General features: G+C 62.8%; 18 protein-coding genes, 1 tRNA gene and 1 pseudogene. 13 read left to right on the forward strand and 7 right to left on the reverse strand.

The window, feature by feature from the left end; translation table 11 throughout:
- The first annotated feature begins 329 nt into the window (after nucleotides 1-329).
- The 7 genes from petA (at nucleotide 330) to AC1VVM_RS04520 (ending at nucleotide 4,899) form a co-directional block, all read left to right on the forward strand.
- Nucleotides 330-863: a ubiquinol-cytochrome c reductase iron-sulfur subunit gene (gene petA, locus AC1VVM_RS04490; protein ID WP_132387853.1), complete on the forward strand. Its 534-nt coding sequence runs from the start codon at nucleotides 330-332 to the stop codon at nucleotides 861-863.
- Between the two features lie 23 nt (nucleotides 864-886).
- Nucleotides 887-2,185, forward strand: a complete 1,299-nt coding sequence (locus AC1VVM_RS04495) for a cytochrome b (protein WP_132387855.1) — start codon at nucleotides 887-889, stop codon at nucleotides 2,183-2,185.
- A gap of 27 nt (nucleotides 2,186-2,212) precedes the next feature.
- A complete protein-coding gene (locus AC1VVM_RS04500; RefSeq protein ID WP_132387857.1) occupies nucleotides 2,213-3,025 on the forward strand; it encodes a cytochrome c1 in 813 nt (270 codons plus the stop codon).
- Between the two features lie 118 nt (nucleotides 3,026-3,143).
- The gene (locus tag AC1VVM_RS04505) at nucleotides 3,144-3,680 is read left to right on the forward strand and encodes an adenine phosphoribosyltransferase (RefSeq protein ID WP_482955937.1); all 537 of its coding nucleotides are present in this window, start codon (nucleotides 3,144-3,146) and stop codon (nucleotides 3,678-3,680) included.
- A 121-nt stretch (nucleotides 3,681-3,801) separates the two neighbouring features.
- Nucleotides 3,802-3,875 (forward strand) — tRNA-Gly (locus tag AC1VVM_RS04510).
- A gap of 165 nt (nucleotides 3,876-4,040) precedes the next feature.
- Nucleotides 4,041-4,430, forward strand: coding sequence for an Arm DNA-binding domain-containing protein (locus tag AC1VVM_RS04515; RefSeq protein WP_482955938.1), 390 nt, complete (start codon nucleotides 4,041-4,043; stop codon nucleotides 4,428-4,430).
- Nucleotides 4,363-4,899 carry a tyrosine-type recombinase/integrase gene (locus tag AC1VVM_RS04520; RefSeq protein ID WP_482955939.1) on the forward strand — a complete coding sequence of 179 codons (537 nt, stop codon included), beginning with the start codon at nucleotides 4,363-4,365 and terminating at the stop codon, nucleotides 4,897-4,899. Before AC1VVM_RS04515 ends, AC1VVM_RS04520 begins: the two co-directional genes overlap by 68 nt.
- A 420-nt stretch (nucleotides 4,900-5,319) precedes the next feature.
- Here the strand turns inward: AC1VVM_RS04520 and AC1VVM_RS04525 are convergent, their stop codons facing one another.
- Nucleotides 5,320-5,826 (reverse strand): sterol desaturase family protein, encoded by a 507-nt coding sequence (locus AC1VVM_RS04525; protein WP_482955940.1) that lies wholly within the window; start codon nucleotides 5,824-5,826, stop codon nucleotides 5,320-5,322.
- A gap of 207 nt (nucleotides 5,827-6,033) precedes the next feature.
- On the opposite strand from AC1VVM_RS04525, the gene AC1VVM_RS04530 reads away from it, so the two are divergent.
- Nucleotides 6,034-6,813, forward strand: coding sequence for an SDR family NAD(P)-dependent oxidoreductase (locus tag AC1VVM_RS04530; RefSeq protein WP_482955941.1), 780 nt, complete (start codon nucleotides 6,034-6,036; stop codon nucleotides 6,811-6,813).
- Nucleotides 6,814-6,816: 3 nt separating this feature from the next.
- Here AC1VVM_RS04530 and AC1VVM_RS04535 read toward each other — a convergent pair whose 3' ends face one another.
- Nucleotides 6,817-8,295, reverse strand: a complete 1,479-nt coding sequence (locus AC1VVM_RS04535) for an LTA synthase family protein (protein ID WP_482955942.1) — start codon at nucleotides 8,293-8,295, stop codon at nucleotides 6,817-6,819.
- A 332-nt stretch (nucleotides 8,296-8,627) separates the two neighbouring features.
- Between AC1VVM_RS04535 and AC1VVM_RS04540 the strand changes: the two genes are divergently transcribed.
- From AC1VVM_RS04540 to AC1VVM_RS04555, 4 genes are all read left to right on the forward strand, one after another.
- Entirely contained in the window at nucleotides 8,628-9,824 is a 1,197-nt protein-coding gene (locus tag AC1VVM_RS04540) for a capsule biosynthesis protein (RefSeq protein WP_482955943.1), read from the forward strand.
- Between the two features lie 574 nt (nucleotides 9,825-10,398).
- A complete protein-coding gene (locus AC1VVM_RS04545) occupies nucleotides 10,399-10,656 on the forward strand; it encodes an ArdC-like ssDNA-binding domain-containing protein (protein ID WP_482955944.1) in 258 nt (85 codons plus the stop codon).
- A gap of 552 nt (nucleotides 10,657-11,208) precedes the next feature.
- Nucleotides 11,209-11,634, forward strand: coding sequence for a reverse transcriptase N-terminal domain-containing protein (locus AC1VVM_RS04550; protein ID WP_482955945.1), 426 nt, complete (start codon nucleotides 11,209-11,211; stop codon nucleotides 11,632-11,634).
- A complete protein-coding gene (locus AC1VVM_RS04555; protein WP_482955946.1) occupies nucleotides 11,606-12,193 on the forward strand; it encodes a reverse transcriptase domain-containing protein in 588 nt (195 codons plus the stop codon). The genes AC1VVM_RS04550 and AC1VVM_RS04555 overlap by 29 nt, the downstream gene beginning before the upstream one ends.
- Here AC1VVM_RS04555 and AC1VVM_RS04560 read toward each other — a convergent pair.
- The 5 genes and pseudogenes from AC1VVM_RS04560 to AC1VVM_RS04580 all read right to left on the reverse strand — a co-directional run.
- Nucleotides 12,153-12,239, reverse strand: a pseudogene (locus tag AC1VVM_RS04560) (helix-turn-helix transcriptional regulator); the annotation flags it as partial. The gene AC1VVM_RS04555 and the pseudogene AC1VVM_RS04560 overlap by 41 nt on opposite strands.
- 330 nt (nucleotides 12,240-12,569) lie before the next feature.
- Nucleotides 12,570-13,151, reverse strand: coding sequence for a hypothetical protein (locus AC1VVM_RS04565; RefSeq protein ID WP_482955947.1), 582 nt, complete (start codon nucleotides 13,149-13,151; stop codon nucleotides 12,570-12,572).
- A gap of 351 nt (nucleotides 13,152-13,502) precedes the next feature.
- Nucleotides 13,503-13,874, reverse strand: a complete 372-nt coding sequence (locus tag AC1VVM_RS04570) for an excalibur calcium-binding domain-containing protein (protein ID WP_482955948.1) — start codon at nucleotides 13,872-13,874, stop codon at nucleotides 13,503-13,505.
- Nucleotides 13,875-13,979: 105 nt separating this feature from the next.
- Nucleotides 13,980-14,192, reverse strand: a complete 213-nt coding sequence (locus AC1VVM_RS04575; RefSeq protein ID WP_482955949.1) for a conjugal transfer protein TraD — start codon at nucleotides 14,190-14,192, stop codon at nucleotides 13,980-13,982.
- 16 nt (nucleotides 14,193-14,208) lie between these two features.
- A complete protein-coding gene (locus AC1VVM_RS04580; RefSeq protein ID WP_482955950.1) occupies nucleotides 14,209-14,538 on the reverse strand; it encodes a conjugal transfer protein TraD in 330 nt (109 codons plus the stop codon).
- Between the two features lie 414 nt (nucleotides 14,539-14,952).
- On the opposite strand from AC1VVM_RS04580, the gene AC1VVM_RS04585 reads away from it, so the two are divergent.
- Nucleotides 14,953-16,032, forward strand: coding sequence for a mannose-1-phosphate guanylyltransferase/mannose-6-phosphate isomerase (locus AC1VVM_RS04585; RefSeq protein WP_482955951.1), 1,080 nt, complete (start codon nucleotides 14,953-14,955; stop codon nucleotides 16,030-16,032).
- Nucleotides 16,033-16,079: the final 47 nt, after the last annotated feature.

Consider the following 16,079-nt stretch of genomic DNA (forward strand, 5'->3'; position numbering starts at 1 on the left):
GATCGTTTCGCCCGGACCCCCGCCATCCTGCCGCTCTCGCGTTCCGCCACGCCCCGGTCTTGCGCGGCGGGACCTTATTGCTTGAATTTGCAGGCTCGCCCACGCCATCGTCCTGCCAAAAAGGCGGTTGGCACGTTGGATTTTCGTGTTATCAGCCCGATACGTCGGTATTCGATCCGGGGCAGACACAGTGATGTGTTCGGATCTCTCGAACCGTAATGGGGGATACCAGACTAAATAATAAGTGGTCAGGATCTGGGCTCGCCTCCGGATTACACCGGGGCGGGTTGTCGATAAAAACAAGTCAATAACGTAGGGCAAGGGCAAACATGGCTGAGGCAGACGGCGTGCGCCGGCGCGATTTCATCAATATCGCCGCAGTAAGCGCGGCGGGAGTTGCAGGCGTCGGGATCGTGGTCCCGCTCGTCAGCCAGATGTCCGCTTCGGCAGACGTGCTTGCCGCATCTTCGACCGAGATCGACATCTCCTCGATCCAGCCCGGCCAGGCGATCAAGGCGATCTTCCGCAAGCAGCCCGTTTTCGTGCGCAATCTGACGCCGCACGAGATCGAGGAAGCCAACAAGGTCGATGTCTCCAGCCTGCGCGATCCGCAGACGCTTGAGCAGCGGACCAAGGAAGGCAAGACCAACTGGCTGATCACGATGGGCGTCTGCACGCACCTCGGCTGCGTCCCGCTCGGGGCCGGTGAGGGAGAGCCGCGCGGCGAGTTCGGCGGTTACTTCTGCCCCTGCCACGGCTCCACGTACGATACCGCCGCCCGTATCCGTAAGGGCCCCGCGCCCAAGAACCTTGAGGTTCCGGTATACGAATTCACCAAAGACACGGTCGTCAAGATCGGCTGAGGCGAAGCGAGAGGATAAAGAAAATGAGCTTTCCCTGGGCCAAGGAATACAAGCCGAGCCATCCCTTCATGCAGTGGATGGACGAGAAGCTTCCCATCCCGCGTCTCGTCTACAACGCGGTGGGCGGCGGCTATGAAGTTCCGCGCAACCTGAACTATTTCTGGAACTTCGGTTTCCTCGCGGGGCTCTGCCTCATCCTTCAGATCGTCACCGGCGTGGTCATGGCCATGCACTACGCGGCCAATACCGCAGTGGCGTTCGACACTGTCGAAATGACGATGCGGGACGTGAACTGGGGCTGGCTGATGCGCTACGCGCACGCCAACGGCGCCTCGGCCTTCTTCGTCGTCATCTACATCCATATCTTCCGCGGCTTCTTCTACGGCTCGTACAAGGCCCCGCGCGAGATGGTGTGGCTGCTGGGTGTCGTGATCTTCCTGCTGATGATGGCCACCGCCTTCATGGGCTACGTGCTGCCGTGGGGCCAGATGAGCTTCTGGGGCGCCAAGGTCATAACCGGCCTGTTTTCGGCCATCCCGCTTGTCGGTGAGCCGCTCCAGCAGTGGCTGCTCGGCGGCTTTGCGCCGGACAACGCGGCGCTCAACCGCTTCTTCTCGCTGCACTTCCTGCTGCCCTTCGTGATCCTGGGCGTGGTGATCCTGCACATCTGGGCCCTGCACATCCCCGGCTCGTCGAACCCGACCGGCGTCGAAGTGAAGAGCGAGAGCGATACCGTTCCGTTCTACCCCTACTACGTCGCCAAGGACGGCTGGGCGATCGGCGTCTTCGCCATCCTGTTCTGCGCGATGGTGTTCTTCTTCCCGAACTATCTGGGCCACCCGGATAACTACATCCCCGCCAACCCGATGAGCACGCCCGCGCATATCGTGCCCGAATGGTACTTCTGGCCGTTCTACGCGATCCTGCGCGCCTTCACGCAGGACTTTCTGTTCATCCCCGCCAAGCTGATGGGCGTGATGGCGATGTTCGGCGCGATCCTGGTGTGGTTCTTCCTGCCCTGGCTGGACAAGTCGCCGGTGCGTTCGGGCGCCTATCGCCCGCTCTACCGCAAGTTCTTCTTCTTCGGCCTGCTGCCGGCGATGGCGGTGCTGTTCTACTGCGGCGGCGCGCCGGCGCAGGAGCCCTTCGTGATGCTCAGCCAGCTCGCCGGGCTCTACTACTTCGCACACTTCCTCATCATCATTCCGATCGTCTCGGCCATCGAGAAGCCGGATCCGCTGCCCTTCTCCATCACCGAGGCTGTCCTCGGCGCGGACGAAGAAGCCAAGCTTGCCCCCTCGCCCTCGGCGACGGTTGCCTGACACCAGCTGGAACGAAAGACGAAAGACATGGCACGCATTCTCTCGATCCTCGTCGGGCTGTTCTTCACGGTCGCGCTGGCGTGGTCGTTCGGCAAGGGCGCCTACACGCAGATCACCGACCCGCCGGCAGCAACCGCCGAGCACGAATTCCACCTCGCGCCCCGCGAATATACGTTTGTGAGCGACGGCATACTCGGCCGCTTCGACCGCGAGCAGCTTCAGCGTGGTTTCGAAGTCTACAAGGAAATTTGCTCGACCTGCCACGCGATCCGCCACGTCGCCTTCCGCGATCTCGGCGCGCTGGGCTATAGCGAAGCCGAAGTGAAGGCGATCGCCAAGGGCTTCCAGGTGCCGGTGTTCAATCCGGCCACGGGTGAAGTGGAAACGCGCGCCGGCATGGCGACCGACTACTTCCCGCCGGTGGTCTACGCCGGGCAGGGCACGCCGCCGGATCTCTCGCTGATCACCAAGGCGCGTCACGAGGGCCCGCAGTACGTCCGCTCGCTGCTGACCGGCTATCAGGATCAGCCCGCCGACCTTCTGAAGAAGTTCCCGGATTCGAAGACTCCGGACGGCCTGCACTACAACCCCTACTTCGCGAACCTCAACATCGCGATGCCGCCGCCGCTGACCGCCGATGGTCAGGTAACGTTCTCGGACGGCACCAAGGCGACCAAGGAGCAGATGGCCACCGACGTGGCGGCCTTCCTGGTCTGGACTGCCGAACCGAAGTTGGAAAAGCGCCATCAGACCGGCTTGGCCGTGCTGGGCTTCCTGCTCTTCGCAACGGTGATGGGCTATCTGTCCTACCGGAACATCTGGGCCGGCAAGAAGCACTGAGGCTCGGTTCGCCGATCCGATCGAAAGCCCCGCCATCCACCCGGATGGCGGGGCTTTTCGCATCCGGCGCGCCGATCTTGGCTTTTCCTGCGCGGTCCGAGCGGCTAGGCCCTGCGCCATGACCATCGACGAGCTCAAGGCCATCGTCCGCTCTGTTCCGGACTTTCCCAAGCCGGGCATCCTGTTCCGCGACGTGACCACGCTGATCGGCAACGGCTCCGGCTTCACTGCCGCCGTAGACCTCATGGCGCAGCGCGCCGTCGCGGCGGGGGCTGAGGCCATCGCCGGCGTAGAGGCGCGCGGCTTCATCTTCGGCGCGGCGATCGCAGCGAGGCTGGGGCTAGGCTTCGTGCCGGTCCGCAAACCGGGCAAGCTGCCTGTCCCGGTGCTCGCGATCGACTACGCGCTCGAATATGGCACGGACACGCTGGAAGTCGATCCCGACGCCGTGAGCGAAGGGCAACGCGTGGTGCTGGTGGACGATCTGCTGGCCACCGGCGGCACCGCACTCGCGGCCATCGAATTGCTCCGCCGCGCCGGGGCGCGTGTGGACCACGCACTCTTCGCGATCGACCTGTTCGAACTGGGCGGCGGCGACCGGCTGCGCACGGCGGGCGTGACGCCTGATGCTTTGCTGGCCTTCGAGGGCCACTGATCGAAATCGCAATTATCGGGCGCCTGCAAGATTTTCGCAAGAGAGCCGTTGACGAACCGCCGCTTCCCATGGCAAGCGCCTGCCTCTGGCGGCGCAAGCCCCATCGGCTGGTTCCGATCGGGCGGGTATAGCTTAGTGGTAAAGCTCCAGCCTTCCAAGCTGGCTATGCGGGTTCGATTCCCGCTACCCGCTCCACCGCCGCTCGCAGGACCTCCCAGAAAGTCCTGTAAACGGCTGTTTTCTGCCGTTTTTGCTGATATAATGTCCGGGCAGTTCCGGATATGTTCCATGCAATCTCAGCCCGGTTTGGCACAGGAGACGGACCTGCAGTTGTTCACAGCTGTCGGAAGGTCCCTATTCATGTCCGGAGAATCACGCAGGTCTGGTCTGACCGCACAAGCGGTCGCCCACGCTCGGCCGCAGAGCAAGCCATACTCCGACCGAGATGGCCTGTACCTGCTGATAAAGCCGAGCGGCGCGCGCTACTGGCGAATGAACTATCATTTCCACAAAGTTCAGAAGACCGCCTCGTTCGGACGATATCCGGAGGTTGGACTTGCCGAGGCCCGAGAGCGACTTCTCGATGCCCGCCGCCTGCTGAAGGACGGCATCGATCCAAATCGCCAGGCCAAGCTCAACAAGATCGAAGCGTCGGTCGCGGCGGCCAACACGTTTAGAGCGATTGCCGAGGAGTGGCTGGAAAAAGCTCCGGCTCGAGGAAAGATCGTCCAAATCGATCAAGAAGCATGAATGGCAGCTGGGTCTCGTGATGCCCGACCTCGGGGGCTGTCCCATCTCCGCGATCACGGCGCATGAGGTGCTTCTGGCACTCAAGAAGATAGAAAAGACACGCAAAGTCTACACGGCGGTAAGCACCCGAGCCCTTTGCAGCCAGATCTTTCGCTTCGCGATCGCCACGGCCAGGGCGGATCGCGACGTATGTGCTGATCTGCGCGGCGCGTTGGTGACGCCAAAGGCTATTCACCGGGCCGCTATCACGAAGCCAAAGGAAGCGGGGGCGCTGATACGAGCCATTGAAAGTTACGAGGGCGCGTCCTTGACGAGAATTGCGTTTCGGCTTCAGGCGCATGTGTTCGCGCCCCCGGCCCAATTCCCGGCGTCGTTTGACACGTGCCACCGAGGCTGCTCGTGCAGGAGTATTCCCTTGAAAAATGAGGTCGCTTTTCGCGAGGGAGATGCGATTCGTGCTTTCGAGTAGAAATTGACACGAGGATCGAATGGAGAAGTCCGGAATTGACAAGTGAACATGCGCAAGCGTGCGAAGCGGCGCAGGAACGGTCGATGCGGCCCTTTTAGGTGGGCGGTGCGCACAATCCCGCGAAATGCGGCGATTTTCTGAGACACGTGAGAAATCGGTCGCTTCGCATTGCCCGTCGTCGGAGAGAATATCCACTCGAAAGCACGAATTGCCGATGCTCGGTAGGCGGGCATTTGCGAGGAAGCAGGCTCTTATCGTTCTGGAACAGGGTTTTACCAACGAAGGGGCCCACCAACTTTCTGAGTTGATGGATTGTGCTCGGTTTGAGAAATTGGTTCAGTCAGACTGTTGAGAGGCAGAGAATTCCTCTCGAAGCGCCGCCGGTTCAGCGTGGGGATCCTTCCCGTAACATTTGGACCTTCACCGCTTAAGCGAGTGGATTCTGCTGCCGAACACGCGATCCCAGAAAATGGCGGAGATCGAGTAATTACCGCCTTCGTCGACATAGTGATGGCGCATATGATGGCGCTTTATCGCCTGGCCCACCCGGCCCTGCATCGGCCATTGGTGTGCGGCGTAGTGGACTACGTCGTATATCACGTATCCGACAATGAATCCCAGGAATAGCCAGGTGCCGGGCCCCCCGAGCAACAGCACGAACAGACCCCATACCCCTGCGGCGATCGGCACACTGGCCGACAGCGGCATGATGCTGCGCAGGGGATCGTTCGGGGATTCATGATGGTTGCCGTGCATCAAGAAGACGAACGCTTTCAGTATCGGTACCTCGGTTTCCCAGTGGAATAGGTAGCGGTGCATGGCATATTCGAAGAGTGTCCAGACCACGAGGCCTGCCAAAAACAGGCCCAGTCCGGCGAGCGGACCGACCGTCCCCCAGCCCGTCCATGCGATCGACGGCAGAAGCACAGCCCAAGCTCCCGCAAAAATGCGGGGAGTGATCAACGTAAGCCGTTCGAGCTTCTCGCTCTTGAACAATCGAATACGTTGCGAACTGGGATCTAGCGATGGCATTGCATCCGATCTCGAACAGTAGGGGCCGGGGTCTGTCAAGCCAATAGTACCCACATAAGTTGAGATGTTGACAATGTAGGTCCATTGCATCGAAGCAGCCGCATGATCTCTGGTTCCCTCCCAAGAAAAATTCTCGTGACCGGCGCCTCGGGCGGACTCGGCGGCGCATTGGCACGGCAGTATGCCGGTCCGGGCGTGCATCTGTCCTTGTGGGGGCGGGATATCGTGCGTCTTTCGGCGCTTGCGGAGACCTGCCGGCTGGCCGGGGCCTCGGCCGAGGTGCGATCGCTCGACATTACCGATGTGGCCGGCGCGGTTGCGGCGTTGTTGGCCGAAGACGAGGCTGGATCGGTCGATCTGGCCCTGTTCGCCTCGGGTCTTGGCGACATTCGCGCCGAGGGGGACCTGGTCGAGGATCCCGGCCTCGTCGCCCGGTTGGGGGTGGTCAATTTCGCCGCACCCGCCGCGATGGCGGCGGCGCTGGCCGGGCGTATGGCCGCGCGGGGTTCCGGCGGTATCGTGCTGGTCGGGTCGGCAGCGGCATTCCATGCCCTCCCCTTCGCTGCCGCCTATTCGGGGAGCAAGGCCGGGCTGGCGCGCTTTGCCGAGGCGCTGCGGGTCGGCGTGCGCCAGCATGGGGTCACCGTGACCCTGGTTTCACCGGGCTTCATCGACACTGCCGCCGGCCGGGAGGTCCCGGGAGCCAAGCCACTGATGCTGAAACCGGACGATGTGGCGGCCCGGATCGCGGCGGCTGCGGCGCAAGGCAAGGCGCATGCGATCATGCCCTGGCCCTTTACCCTGCTCCGTGTGTTCGACCGTCTGCTGCCACGGGTGTTGCGTGAGCGGCTCTTGCTGTCGCTCGCGCCGCCGGCGCGGTAGCCGTCAGGCTGGACCGGGTTCGCCCAGCACCGCCGCGAGGATCGCGTGGTGCAGGCCTGCCGGGGTGAGGTCGGCCTGCCGGTTCTGGCCGGGTACGATCCGCCCCGCCGCATCGAGGCGCACCATTACATAGGGCGTATGGCGGTCCCCGCCGGGTGCGGTCGCGCCCGGAATGCTGGGGCGGTGGTCGCCGAAGAACACCAGCAAGGCCGGGCGGCCCAGCGCGCCAAGCCGTTCGGTGAGCGTCGTCAGCATCGCGTCGCTGTTGCGCACGAGGCGCATGTAGCTTTGCTTGAGGTCGCCGTCCGGATGGCCGTCCGGCGCCCAGGGGCCGTGGTTCTCGATGGTGACCGCATAGAGCAGGCTCGGTTCCGTGGCACCTGCCGCGAGCGCCACGATTTCGTCGGCTATCGCTGCGTCGGTCACGTAGCGCCCCTCTCCGGGGCCCGGAGGGGCGAAGCGGTCCTCTCCTACCAGTTCGGCGAAACCGCCCGCCGGCATGATCCGGTCGCGGCCATAGAAGCGCATATCGTGCGGGTGGAGGAACAGGCTGCGCCAGCCCGCGCCTTTCAGCCGTGCCGGCAGGGCATAGGATGCCTCGCCCAGCGCGGTGAGGAAGGGGTCGTAGCGGCGGAAGCCCAGCTCGTCCTCGTCGAGGCCGAACAGCACGCCGTATTCGGTACGCATGGTATAAGCGCCGAAGCCGCTGACCATCAGCCGGCCCCACTGGCAGGCGTCTTCCCGCGCGGCGGTCAGCCCCGGCAGGGCGAGCTTCGGGTCCGCGAAAAGTTCGACCGGATCGGCAAAGCTCTCGCACTGGATGACAACGACGAGTTCGGGGGCGCCGGCCGGAGGCGTTCGCGTGATATCGGCGCAGGGCGCCGGATCGCGGCTTTCCCGCCAGCGCAGCCAATAGAGCAGCAGCACGGGCAGCAGCCCATGGCGCAGCACGTCGGCATGAGCAGCGGGCACGTGGGCGAGGCGCCGGATCGGCGCCGAATTCACCGAAAGCGCCAGCACCGCAAGGCTGACGGCCAGAATGCCAAGCCCGATCAGGTGCGGCGGCAAGGCCGAAACGAACAGCCAGGCCAACAGCGCGAAAAGAACAGCAGCCACCAGGCCGGCGACTATCCGCTGCCAGATCTGGACGGCGGAAAGATAAAACTGTGGATGACGAAATATCGCACCGATGAGTGCGAGGTCCGAAAAGAGCAACGGTTCACCCAGCATGGCATGCTTGGCGTTCGAAGCCACGGCCAGTAACGCCAGGACGGCAAGGGCTAGTCCTGCCGATACTCCGACATTGCCGCAGCATGTCAGGAACAGGCCGAACAGAGCTGCCATCATCCAGGCAAGCAGCCATGAACCCGCCAGACTACGGCCGGAAGGTATTGAAAATTGGGAATTCCGCGGACGTACCAGCCCATCGAGCAGGAGCGCGCCGAGCAGCAGGGCCGCGAATGTCAGTCCGTCGATCGTCACTGTCCTGCCGCGCTACCAGATCCTGCCCCCAGCCCCTTCAAGCACGTTTCAGCGGGCGGAACCGGGCTCATAGCGGGCAGTTGCAAGGCTGTCATCATGCGTCTCCGTCTGGCAAGAACGAGGGCGGCAGGCTTGCCGCGTTTCGCATGGCAGACTAACGGCTTCGGTCAAAGGCCTGTCACGTCGTGTCGGTGCAAAGCCGGGGCGCCATGCGTCTCCGGGAGATGTCATAATGGAGCGCTTTTCTGAACAAGCCTGACCTTCCCGCCGACGCAGTTTCTTCCGGCGTCGAGGAAAATCGGCCCGCGGCAGCCGGAAAGCGCACGGTCCTCATGCTCCAGGGCCTGATGGGCCCGCTGTTCCGTCGTCTGGGACAAGGGCTGATGGAAGCCGGGCACACCGTTCACAAGGTCAACTTCAACGGCGGCGATCGTCTGTTCTGGCGCCTTCCCAACGGCATCGACTACTGCGGATCGCTGGAGGAATGGCCTCAAGCCTTCGCTATCTTGGTCCGTGAGCGCGGCGTTACCGACGTGACGCTGTTCGGCGACTGCCGCGACCATCACCGGCCCGCCATCGAGATCTGCCGCCAGCTCGGCATACCCGTGCATGTGTTCGAGGAAGGCTATATCCGGCCGGATTGGGTCACGCTGGAACTGGGCGGCGTCAACGGCCATTCAACGCTGCCGCGCGATCCGGTCTGGTACCGCGAGACGGCCGCGGCGCTGCCTCCGGTGCCGCCGCATGCGCAAGTCCCCGCCTCGTTCCGCCGCCGCGCGACCGAGGGTCTGCTCTACAATGTCGCCGACGTGTTCACGCGCTGGCACTATCCGCACTGGAACAACCATCGCCCCTGGCACCCGGTCGTCGAAGGCGTCGGGTGGTACCGGAAGCTGCGCCGCCGCAAGGAGCGCGAGCAGCTCAGCGAGCAACTGATGGCCGAACTCGAAGCATCGGGCGCGCCGTACTTCCTGTTCCCGCTGCAACTCGATTCCGATGCGCAGATCCGTCTGCACTCTCCTTTCTCGGGGATCGGCCCGGCGCTCCAGTTGATCGTGAAATCCTTTGCCCTTCATGCGCCGGCGGACATGCGTCTGGTGGTCAAGGAGCACCCGCTCGATAACGGGGTGCGCGACTGGCAACAGGAAACCGCCGACATGGCCGCGCGCTTCGGGGTCGCCGACCGGGTCGACTACTTGCCCTGGGGGGACATCGTCCCCGTCGCGCAGCGCGCGCGCGGCATGATCACGGTGAACAGCACCAGCGGCACGCTGGGCCTCGCCATGGGCGTGCCGGTCGTGGCGCTCGGCCAGGCGGTCTACGACATTCCGGACATCACCAACCAGAACGGCCTCGATGTCTTCTGGCAGGATCCGGTCGCTCCCGATGCCGAGACCTTTGCGGCTTTCCGCCGCGTGCTGGTGGAGCGCTGCCTGATCCCCGGCGGCTTCTTCTCGGAAGAAGCGATCGCCAAAGTTGTGCGCCACGCTGTGGCTCGCTTCGAGGGCAAGGCGTTGCTGCCGGAATGAGATGAGGGGGCGCACTGAATGGCGCTGCCGAGGCAATTCCTACTCGAAAGCACGAATTTCCCCAGATAGAAAAAATTTCGGTCATTGAGGGAGTGCTCGAGGCGTCGAAATGGGGATTTTCGGGCGACCTACAATACGGCTGCGTCCCGAAAATTTCTGGCGATGCTCATAATTCGTGCTTTCGAGTAGAAATTGCATTTCCGGGTTGGAAGGGCATCTCAGGCCTGATGGCCTGACCGCGTTCTACCTCCGCTTTCGCTCCGGCCGAGCCACCTGAGGCGTCTCGTGGGCAAAGCCGTTTCGATCGCTGACGGGGCGGGACGCTATCCGCGCCCCGTCAGCGGTCTCCGTGCCTTCGGCGCGTCGGCGTGTGCCTCGGCTCCAGGGTGACGGGGGCGTCACGGCCCTTTAGCCCCGGCATGCCGGCGCGCAACCTGGGCGTGGCTCAGGTCCTCCACTCTGTTTCGGCCCTTCGGGTGCACCCCGCCATTTCAGGCGAGGCTTGTGGTCCGCTCCTGCCGCCCCCCGCCACCCCGGCGCCGGTCAATGGCGGTTGAGGAAAGGAACAGGAGAAATGGACAGGATCAATCGCCAGAGCCTCTACGGAGAGGTCACGTCTCGTATCGTCGCCGAGTTGGAAGAGGGCAGGCTTCCCTGGGTGCAGCCTTGGGACAGAGCGCGGTGCCCGTGCCTCATGCCACACAATGCCGTTTCCGGTCGCGTCTACTCGGGCATCAATGTGCTGATCCTGTGGTGCGAGGCGGTGGAACGCCGGTTCGTTTCGCAGCGTTGGCTGACTTATAAGCAGGCCGTGCGACGTGAAGTCGCATGAAAGGAGTAGTCTCAATGACTTAGAACAGTGTCCAGTTCTATCGCTACTTCCCTGTGCGATCCGAGTAATTGGGTGGTGCAGAGCGGGGATGAAAGCCCAAGACGACTTCCAGCCATGGGAAGAACTCGGGCAAGGCGAAGGTCGGACGGATGAAGTTCATGAACCTATAACGACGTGTCGTGAGGTAGTAAGGTGCCGAAATCGTGGCTGATACGGCATTGTTGGGCGCTTAGCGAAACAGGGCGTGCTTGGCCCTGCTGCGGACACCGCGCCCCGGCACAGCATAGGCATCCACCCCGACCGTATCTCCATCATGCGGAACACGGAAAACCCCGATGGGGACTGCCGATCACGGCAGTAGGCCGACCGTAAGGGACAGCCGAATACCCAGCGGGAACAGGAGAGTCCGAGAAGCGAATGCCGGCACGCCGAAAGGCACGGGGAATCCATAACCCGCCGGATAGGGCCATGCCCGAGCCGAAAGGCTGCTGACGCGGACTTGGTGAACCGCCCGACATCATCGTGATGAACGCTAACCATCGGAGAAGTTGGATGCAGGCTCGCCCTGTAAACGGACCGGAGGAATGTGCCCAATGGCGAGCCGTCTACTGGCGGCAGATCAACCGGCGCGTTCGCAATCTGAGACGAAGGATATTCCGGGCGACCCGGGAGAACGACCACCGCAAGGTCAAGTCGTTGCAGAAGCTTATGCTGCGTAGCCGAGCCAACGCCGTGAAAAGTGTCCGGCAGGTCACGCAGATCAATAAGGGGAAGCTCACTCCTGGCGTGGATAAGTTGATAGTGAAAACGACCGAGGCGCGGTCGCAGTTGATCGACAGGGTTCTGTCGCATCAGCCGTGGCGGGCGTCACCGGTTCGAAGAGTGTATATCCCGAAGGCGAACGGCAAGCTCCGCCCCCTCGGTATCCCCACCATCCTCGACCGGCGCTATGCAGGCGGTCGTGAAGAATGCGCTTGAGCCTCAATGGGAAGCGCGGTTCGAGCCGGGAAGCTATGGCTTCCGGCCCGGACGTGGATGCCACGACGCAATCAGCATGATCTTCAACATCGCTCGGCCAACAAACCGGCGGCGTTGGGTGCTGGACGCTGACATAGAAGGGGCGTTCGACAATATCGGACATGATGCGCTGCTCTCGGCCATTGATGGGTTCCCAGCCAAAGAGCTGGTCCGTCAATGGCTCAAGGCGGGCTATGTGGAGCAGGGAGTCCTGAACGACACCGACAGCGGCACGCCGCAAGGTGGTGTCATCAGCCCGTTGCTCGCCAATATCGCGTTCCACGGCATGGAAGCTGCGGTCGGTGTGAAACGCATCGCCCGCGGCGACAATGTCGGAAAGCGCGCGCTGGTACGATACGCAGACGACTTCGTTGTGTTCTGCGAGACCGAAGAAGATGCCTATGCCGCCAACGCCGATCGCGCCAACCGCAGCAGCGCTCGGCAATGCGAACCTGCCTCGGGAAGGTCCCGGACTGGACCTTGCGGTAGAGGGTCGCACGGGAAAGGCCCGTGCGCTTGAGAACGGTATCAAGGCGCAGGAAACGATCAGGGGGCATCATGTTCATGTGGCATGTCCTTTCCTTTTCATGAGGGGGACTGGCCGGCCGTCAGCAAGATTGGTCCAAACTGGGCCACCTGCAAGGGCGCTAATTGGCGTTTATCGGATATTCTCGGTCCAGATTCATCGACTTGCACGTTAGTGGATGCTGGCGACACTCTATGGACACCAAATTAATCTTGCAGTCGGGAGCCTACGACCAGCGGTTCTGTCTCACGCCGTCTCAGCGCGCGGAACGCGCGCGAATTGCCACAGTCGCACAAGCCCGAATCGCAGCAGACCTCGGCGGTGATCACACCGCGTCGCCATCTGAAATGTCAGCGCCGCAATGGCTGGGTCAGGATGGCATCGCCCGCTGTCGCGACCGTGCATGGCCGGTCACCTGGCAGACGTGATCGAGCAGCGCGCAAACCAGCGCGCGAATCTGATCGGGCGTGAAGCTGCCGTCGTCGAGAACCTTGCCGTCGATCAGATGGGTCCGGTTCCATTTCCAGTAAGGCGACAGCACCTGCATCAACCGCGCGGTCTCGGCGCAATCGTAGCCGAAACCGGTGACGTTGGCGTAGGCCAGCGACCTGTCGACTTGGAGGCCGACATGCCGCGCACACCAGCTGTCGGGAAAGCCGACATCGAGCAGGTGGGCCGATAGCGCCAGTTGGGCAACGATCCCGGACGTGTAGAGGAAATAGTGCCAATCGAACGGCACATCGGGCGAAAGCGAGCCCATGAACTCCTCGGCTCGTCTGGCGCGTGCGCGGCTGAGACTGCGACCCTGCTGGGTGCGCAGCAATCTGACCGGCTTGGCGCCATAGATTTTCCAGAGCGCGGCGAGCGCGGAGTTTTCATCGGGCAAGGAATTCAGCGCCGCAGCGACAGCGGCGATTTCATCGGGTGAAGCAGCAGGAACAAGAGCGTCCATTGGCACCTCCGGGTCCGCATCTAGGCGGGTTGGCGGAAGGTTTCGGGACAACATGCGGACCAGTCCCGAACTCCCGCACGCTAACGCGCGGGAGCCGCCGGAGCTGGTAACATGCAAGTGACATGCGCCGCCGCCTTTCACCCGAGGGTTTGGACATGCGCGACGGCACCCCGGAAAACTGTGTTTTCCGAGCTAGGCTCACTTGCGGGATTACCAGTCCCGGCGCCGCCCTTTGCGCAGCGCCTTGGTAGGATAACAGACGGGAATCCTTACGCCAAGGCCGCGTGAACGGGCGGGATCGTGTGGCGGTCGGAGACCCCGTTCCCATGATCTTCCGCTGATGCGCTCCGTCTAGAAGTGGAAACGCAGTCTGCGCCTGTGTGAATGCGAACCGCGATAAGGCTCACAGGCAATGCCATCGCTATCGGCATCAAGCTGCGAACGATAGCCGGGCTCGTCTGCGTAGAGTGGCGCTTCACCTGCCGCGCGCGCTTCATCGCAATTAGCATAATAGGCCCACGACTTCGGCGAGGAGGCCGAGCCGGAAGAGGGCAGCAATTCGTGGACGGTGTGCAGTGATGTATCGCCCTGGGTGCTGAGGTAGCCCACGCCGCCGCCCACAATCGCCGCGAGGCCGAGCCACGTCGCGGTCCGGCGGGTTTGCGACTGTCGCTTGCGCGGCGCAGGGCGTTTCCTGAACTGACTGCCGTGCTGGATCGGCACCGCCCGAAATCGCCTCCTGTTGGACATCGCTTCCCCGCACCCCGTTTGCCCAATCCGGGCAGCGTGTTCGCGGACCGAAGCGCCGCGAACACGCTGGTTGTGCCTCTAACAGTCTAAACGATCGCTAAAGGCCCGCACGCCCCGCCGCCGCCACAGCGTCAGTGCCTGCTCGCGATCTTCGCCGCGCAACCTCGCCGCCGCTTCGACGAGCAGACCGAGGATCACCGCGCGGTCATCCCCGGTCAGCTCGACAAGTTCGGCTTTGAGGATCAGCCCGCCAAGTTCGATGAGCTGGCGGGTGCGTTCGCGCCGCTTCACTTGCCAAGCGCGGGCATCATGCCGCGCCCGGCTCGCCAAGTGGCAATTGCGCGCTGCCTGGCTCCGCCGCAGCGCTGCGCTGCTCGCTGCCAGTTCCTGCGCGAGCGCCTTTGCCGCCCCCTGAAAAGAACGCCGCGCCCCGCTTGCGCCATGCCTCCTTTCTGGCCGCGTCTGTCGTGGTGGCGGCAGCGTCGAGCAAGGCTCCGGCCAGCACTTCGGCGGAAAGGGCATCGGCACCTGTCGCGTTCACCAGTTCGCCAAGCCGGCTGGTCTTGCGCGTTTTAAGTTGTCGCGCCTTGTCGGTGAGTGCCTTGAGTTCAGCGTCATAGTCACGGGGTTTGCGCATCGTCCGTCCTTTCTGTGATCGAGGCGGACGGTTCAGCTATCGGGAGTCTCACCGCCGAACAATAGCGTGAAATCTTCTGGGATTTCGCGTTCCCGAGTGCGATGAAATCGTTCGAGGGCACGCCTGGACGTCCGGGATCGCGACGAAATCGGCAACCACGCGTCCCGTGCAACGAGATTACGACCTGCCTGTCGAATGGCGGCAATCTGAGAAGGCCGTCGCAATAGAAAACCACCGTTCGACCAGAACCGTTCAACTCTATGCAGACACGAGATAGCGTTTGCGGAAATGGAGCGGGTGCGGTCGTGAGAATCTCTCGACAACAGCGGTACAGATTGAACATGTCCTCGGAAAATTTTGCATGGGCGAACAGGTTTGGTTAAGGCCGTTCCACCTCTTCAAACGCGAGTTATGATGAACAGCACCACGACGATCGTTCCTGTCGTTCTGTCCGGCGGGTCCGGCACTCGGCTCTGGCCCGTATCGAAGCCCGAACGTCCAAAGCAGCTGCTGCCGCTGACGGCCGAGGAAACCATGCTCCAACTTACCGTCGGACGGACTGCAAACTACATCGGCGGAGCCGTAAAGCGGCCAATCCTTGTCGCTAATGCGGCGCATGCCGAAATCATTGAGGAGCAGCTCGGCAACGCCGGCATTGAGGACTATCTCGTGTTGCTGGAGCCTTTTGGCCGCAACACCGCGCCCGCGATCGCTCTTGCCGCTCTCGAGTCGGATCCCGGCGACGCTCTGCTGGTGATGCCCAGCGACCACATAATCTCCGATCTCGCCGCCTTCCACGCGGCGATTACCCGCGCGCTTACGCTGGTGGCGGAAGGCTGGCTCGTCACGTTCGGCATTACGCCGGACAGTCCTGAGACAGGATATGGCTACATCAAGATGGGCGTGACTTGCGCCGATTCGGTACATGAGGTGGCCCGTTTCGTCGAGAAGCCTGATGCTGCCCGCGCCGCCGAAATGCTTGCGGAGGGCAACCACGCCTGGAACGCTGGTATCTTCCTCTTCCGCGCTGACGCGTACCTGGCTGCGCTAGCCAGACATCAGCCCGAGATGCTGGACGCTGTCAGCGCCTCGCTGACCGGGGCGACAAGAAATGGCAAACATGTCACCCCCGATCCGAGGGCCTTTTCCGACTGTCCTTCGGAATCCGTCGACTATGCCATCATGGAGCATGAGGACCAAGTTGCCTGCGTGCCAGTCGATATGGGCTGGTCGGACGTCGGCAGCTGGGATTCCCTACATGCCGTCAGCGCCAAGGATGCCAACGGGAATTCGGTTCGTGGACGGGCCCTCGCGCTCGGCGCGAACAACTGCCTCGTTCATACGGACGGCCCGCGCGTCACACTGGTCGATGTCGACGACCTAATCGTCGTCGTCTCACAGGGTGAGGTGATGATCCTTCGCCGAGGGGAGTCCCAGAAAGTCCGTAAGGTAACCGAAGCACTTAAGACCCCGGTGCTGCAGCCCGCCGAATGAAATCCCACCCCGGCGATCCTCCGCCGGAGCACGCGCACCAAAATTTG

The sequence above is a fragment of the Novosphingobium sp. BL-S-33 genome, assembly GCF_056857025.1.

What these genes read in the sequence shown, in the direction of transcription:
- petA (WP_132387853.1), top strand. Translation starts at nt 330, where the DNA reads ATGGCTGAGGCAGACGGCGTGCGCCGGCGCGATTTCATCAATATCGCC.
- AC1VVM_RS04495 (WP_132387855.1), top strand. Translation starts at nt 887, where the DNA reads ATGAGCTTTCCCTGGGCCAAGGAATACAAGCCGAGCCATCCCTTCATG.
- AC1VVM_RS04500 (WP_132387857.1), top strand. Translation starts at nt 2,213, where the DNA reads ATGGCACGCATTCTCTCGATCCTCGTCGGGCTGTTCTTCACGGTCGCG.
- AC1VVM_RS04505 (WP_482955937.1), top strand. Translation starts at nt 3,144, where the DNA reads ATGACCATCGACGAGCTCAAGGCCATCGTCCGCTCTGTTCCGGACTTT.
- AC1VVM_RS04515 (WP_482955938.1), top strand. Translation starts at nt 4,041, where the DNA reads ATGTCCGGAGAATCACGCAGGTCTGGTCTGACCGCACAAGCGGTCGCC.
- AC1VVM_RS04530 (WP_482955941.1), top strand. Translation starts at nt 6,034, where the DNA reads ATGATCTCTGGTTCCCTCCCAAGAAAAATTCTCGTGACCGGCGCCTCG.
- AC1VVM_RS04540 (WP_482955943.1), top strand. Translation starts at nt 8,628, where the DNA reads ATGCTCCAGGGCCTGATGGGCCCGCTGTTCCGTCGTCTGGGACAAGGG.
- AC1VVM_RS04545 (WP_482955944.1), top strand. Translation starts at nt 10,399, where the DNA reads ATGGACAGGATCAATCGCCAGAGCCTCTACGGAGAGGTCACGTCTCGT.
- AC1VVM_RS04550 (WP_482955945.1), top strand. Translation starts at nt 11,209, where the DNA reads ATGCAGGCTCGCCCTGTAAACGGACCGGAGGAATGTGCCCAATGGCGA.
- AC1VVM_RS04555 (WP_482955946.1), top strand. Translation starts at nt 11,606, where the DNA reads ATGCAGGCGGTCGTGAAGAATGCGCTTGAGCCTCAATGGGAAGCGCGG.
- AC1VVM_RS04565 (WP_482955947.1), bottom strand. Translation starts at nt 13,151, where the DNA reads ATGGACGCTCTTGTTCCTGCTGCTTCACCCGATGAAATCGCCGCTGTC.
- AC1VVM_RS04580 (WP_482955950.1), bottom strand. Translation starts at nt 14,538, where the DNA reads ATGCGCAAACCCCGTGACTATGACGCTGAACTCAAGGCACTCACCGAC.
- AC1VVM_RS04585 (WP_482955951.1), top strand. Translation starts at nt 14,953, where the DNA reads ATGAACAGCACCACGACGATCGTTCCTGTCGTTCTGTCCGGCGGGTCC.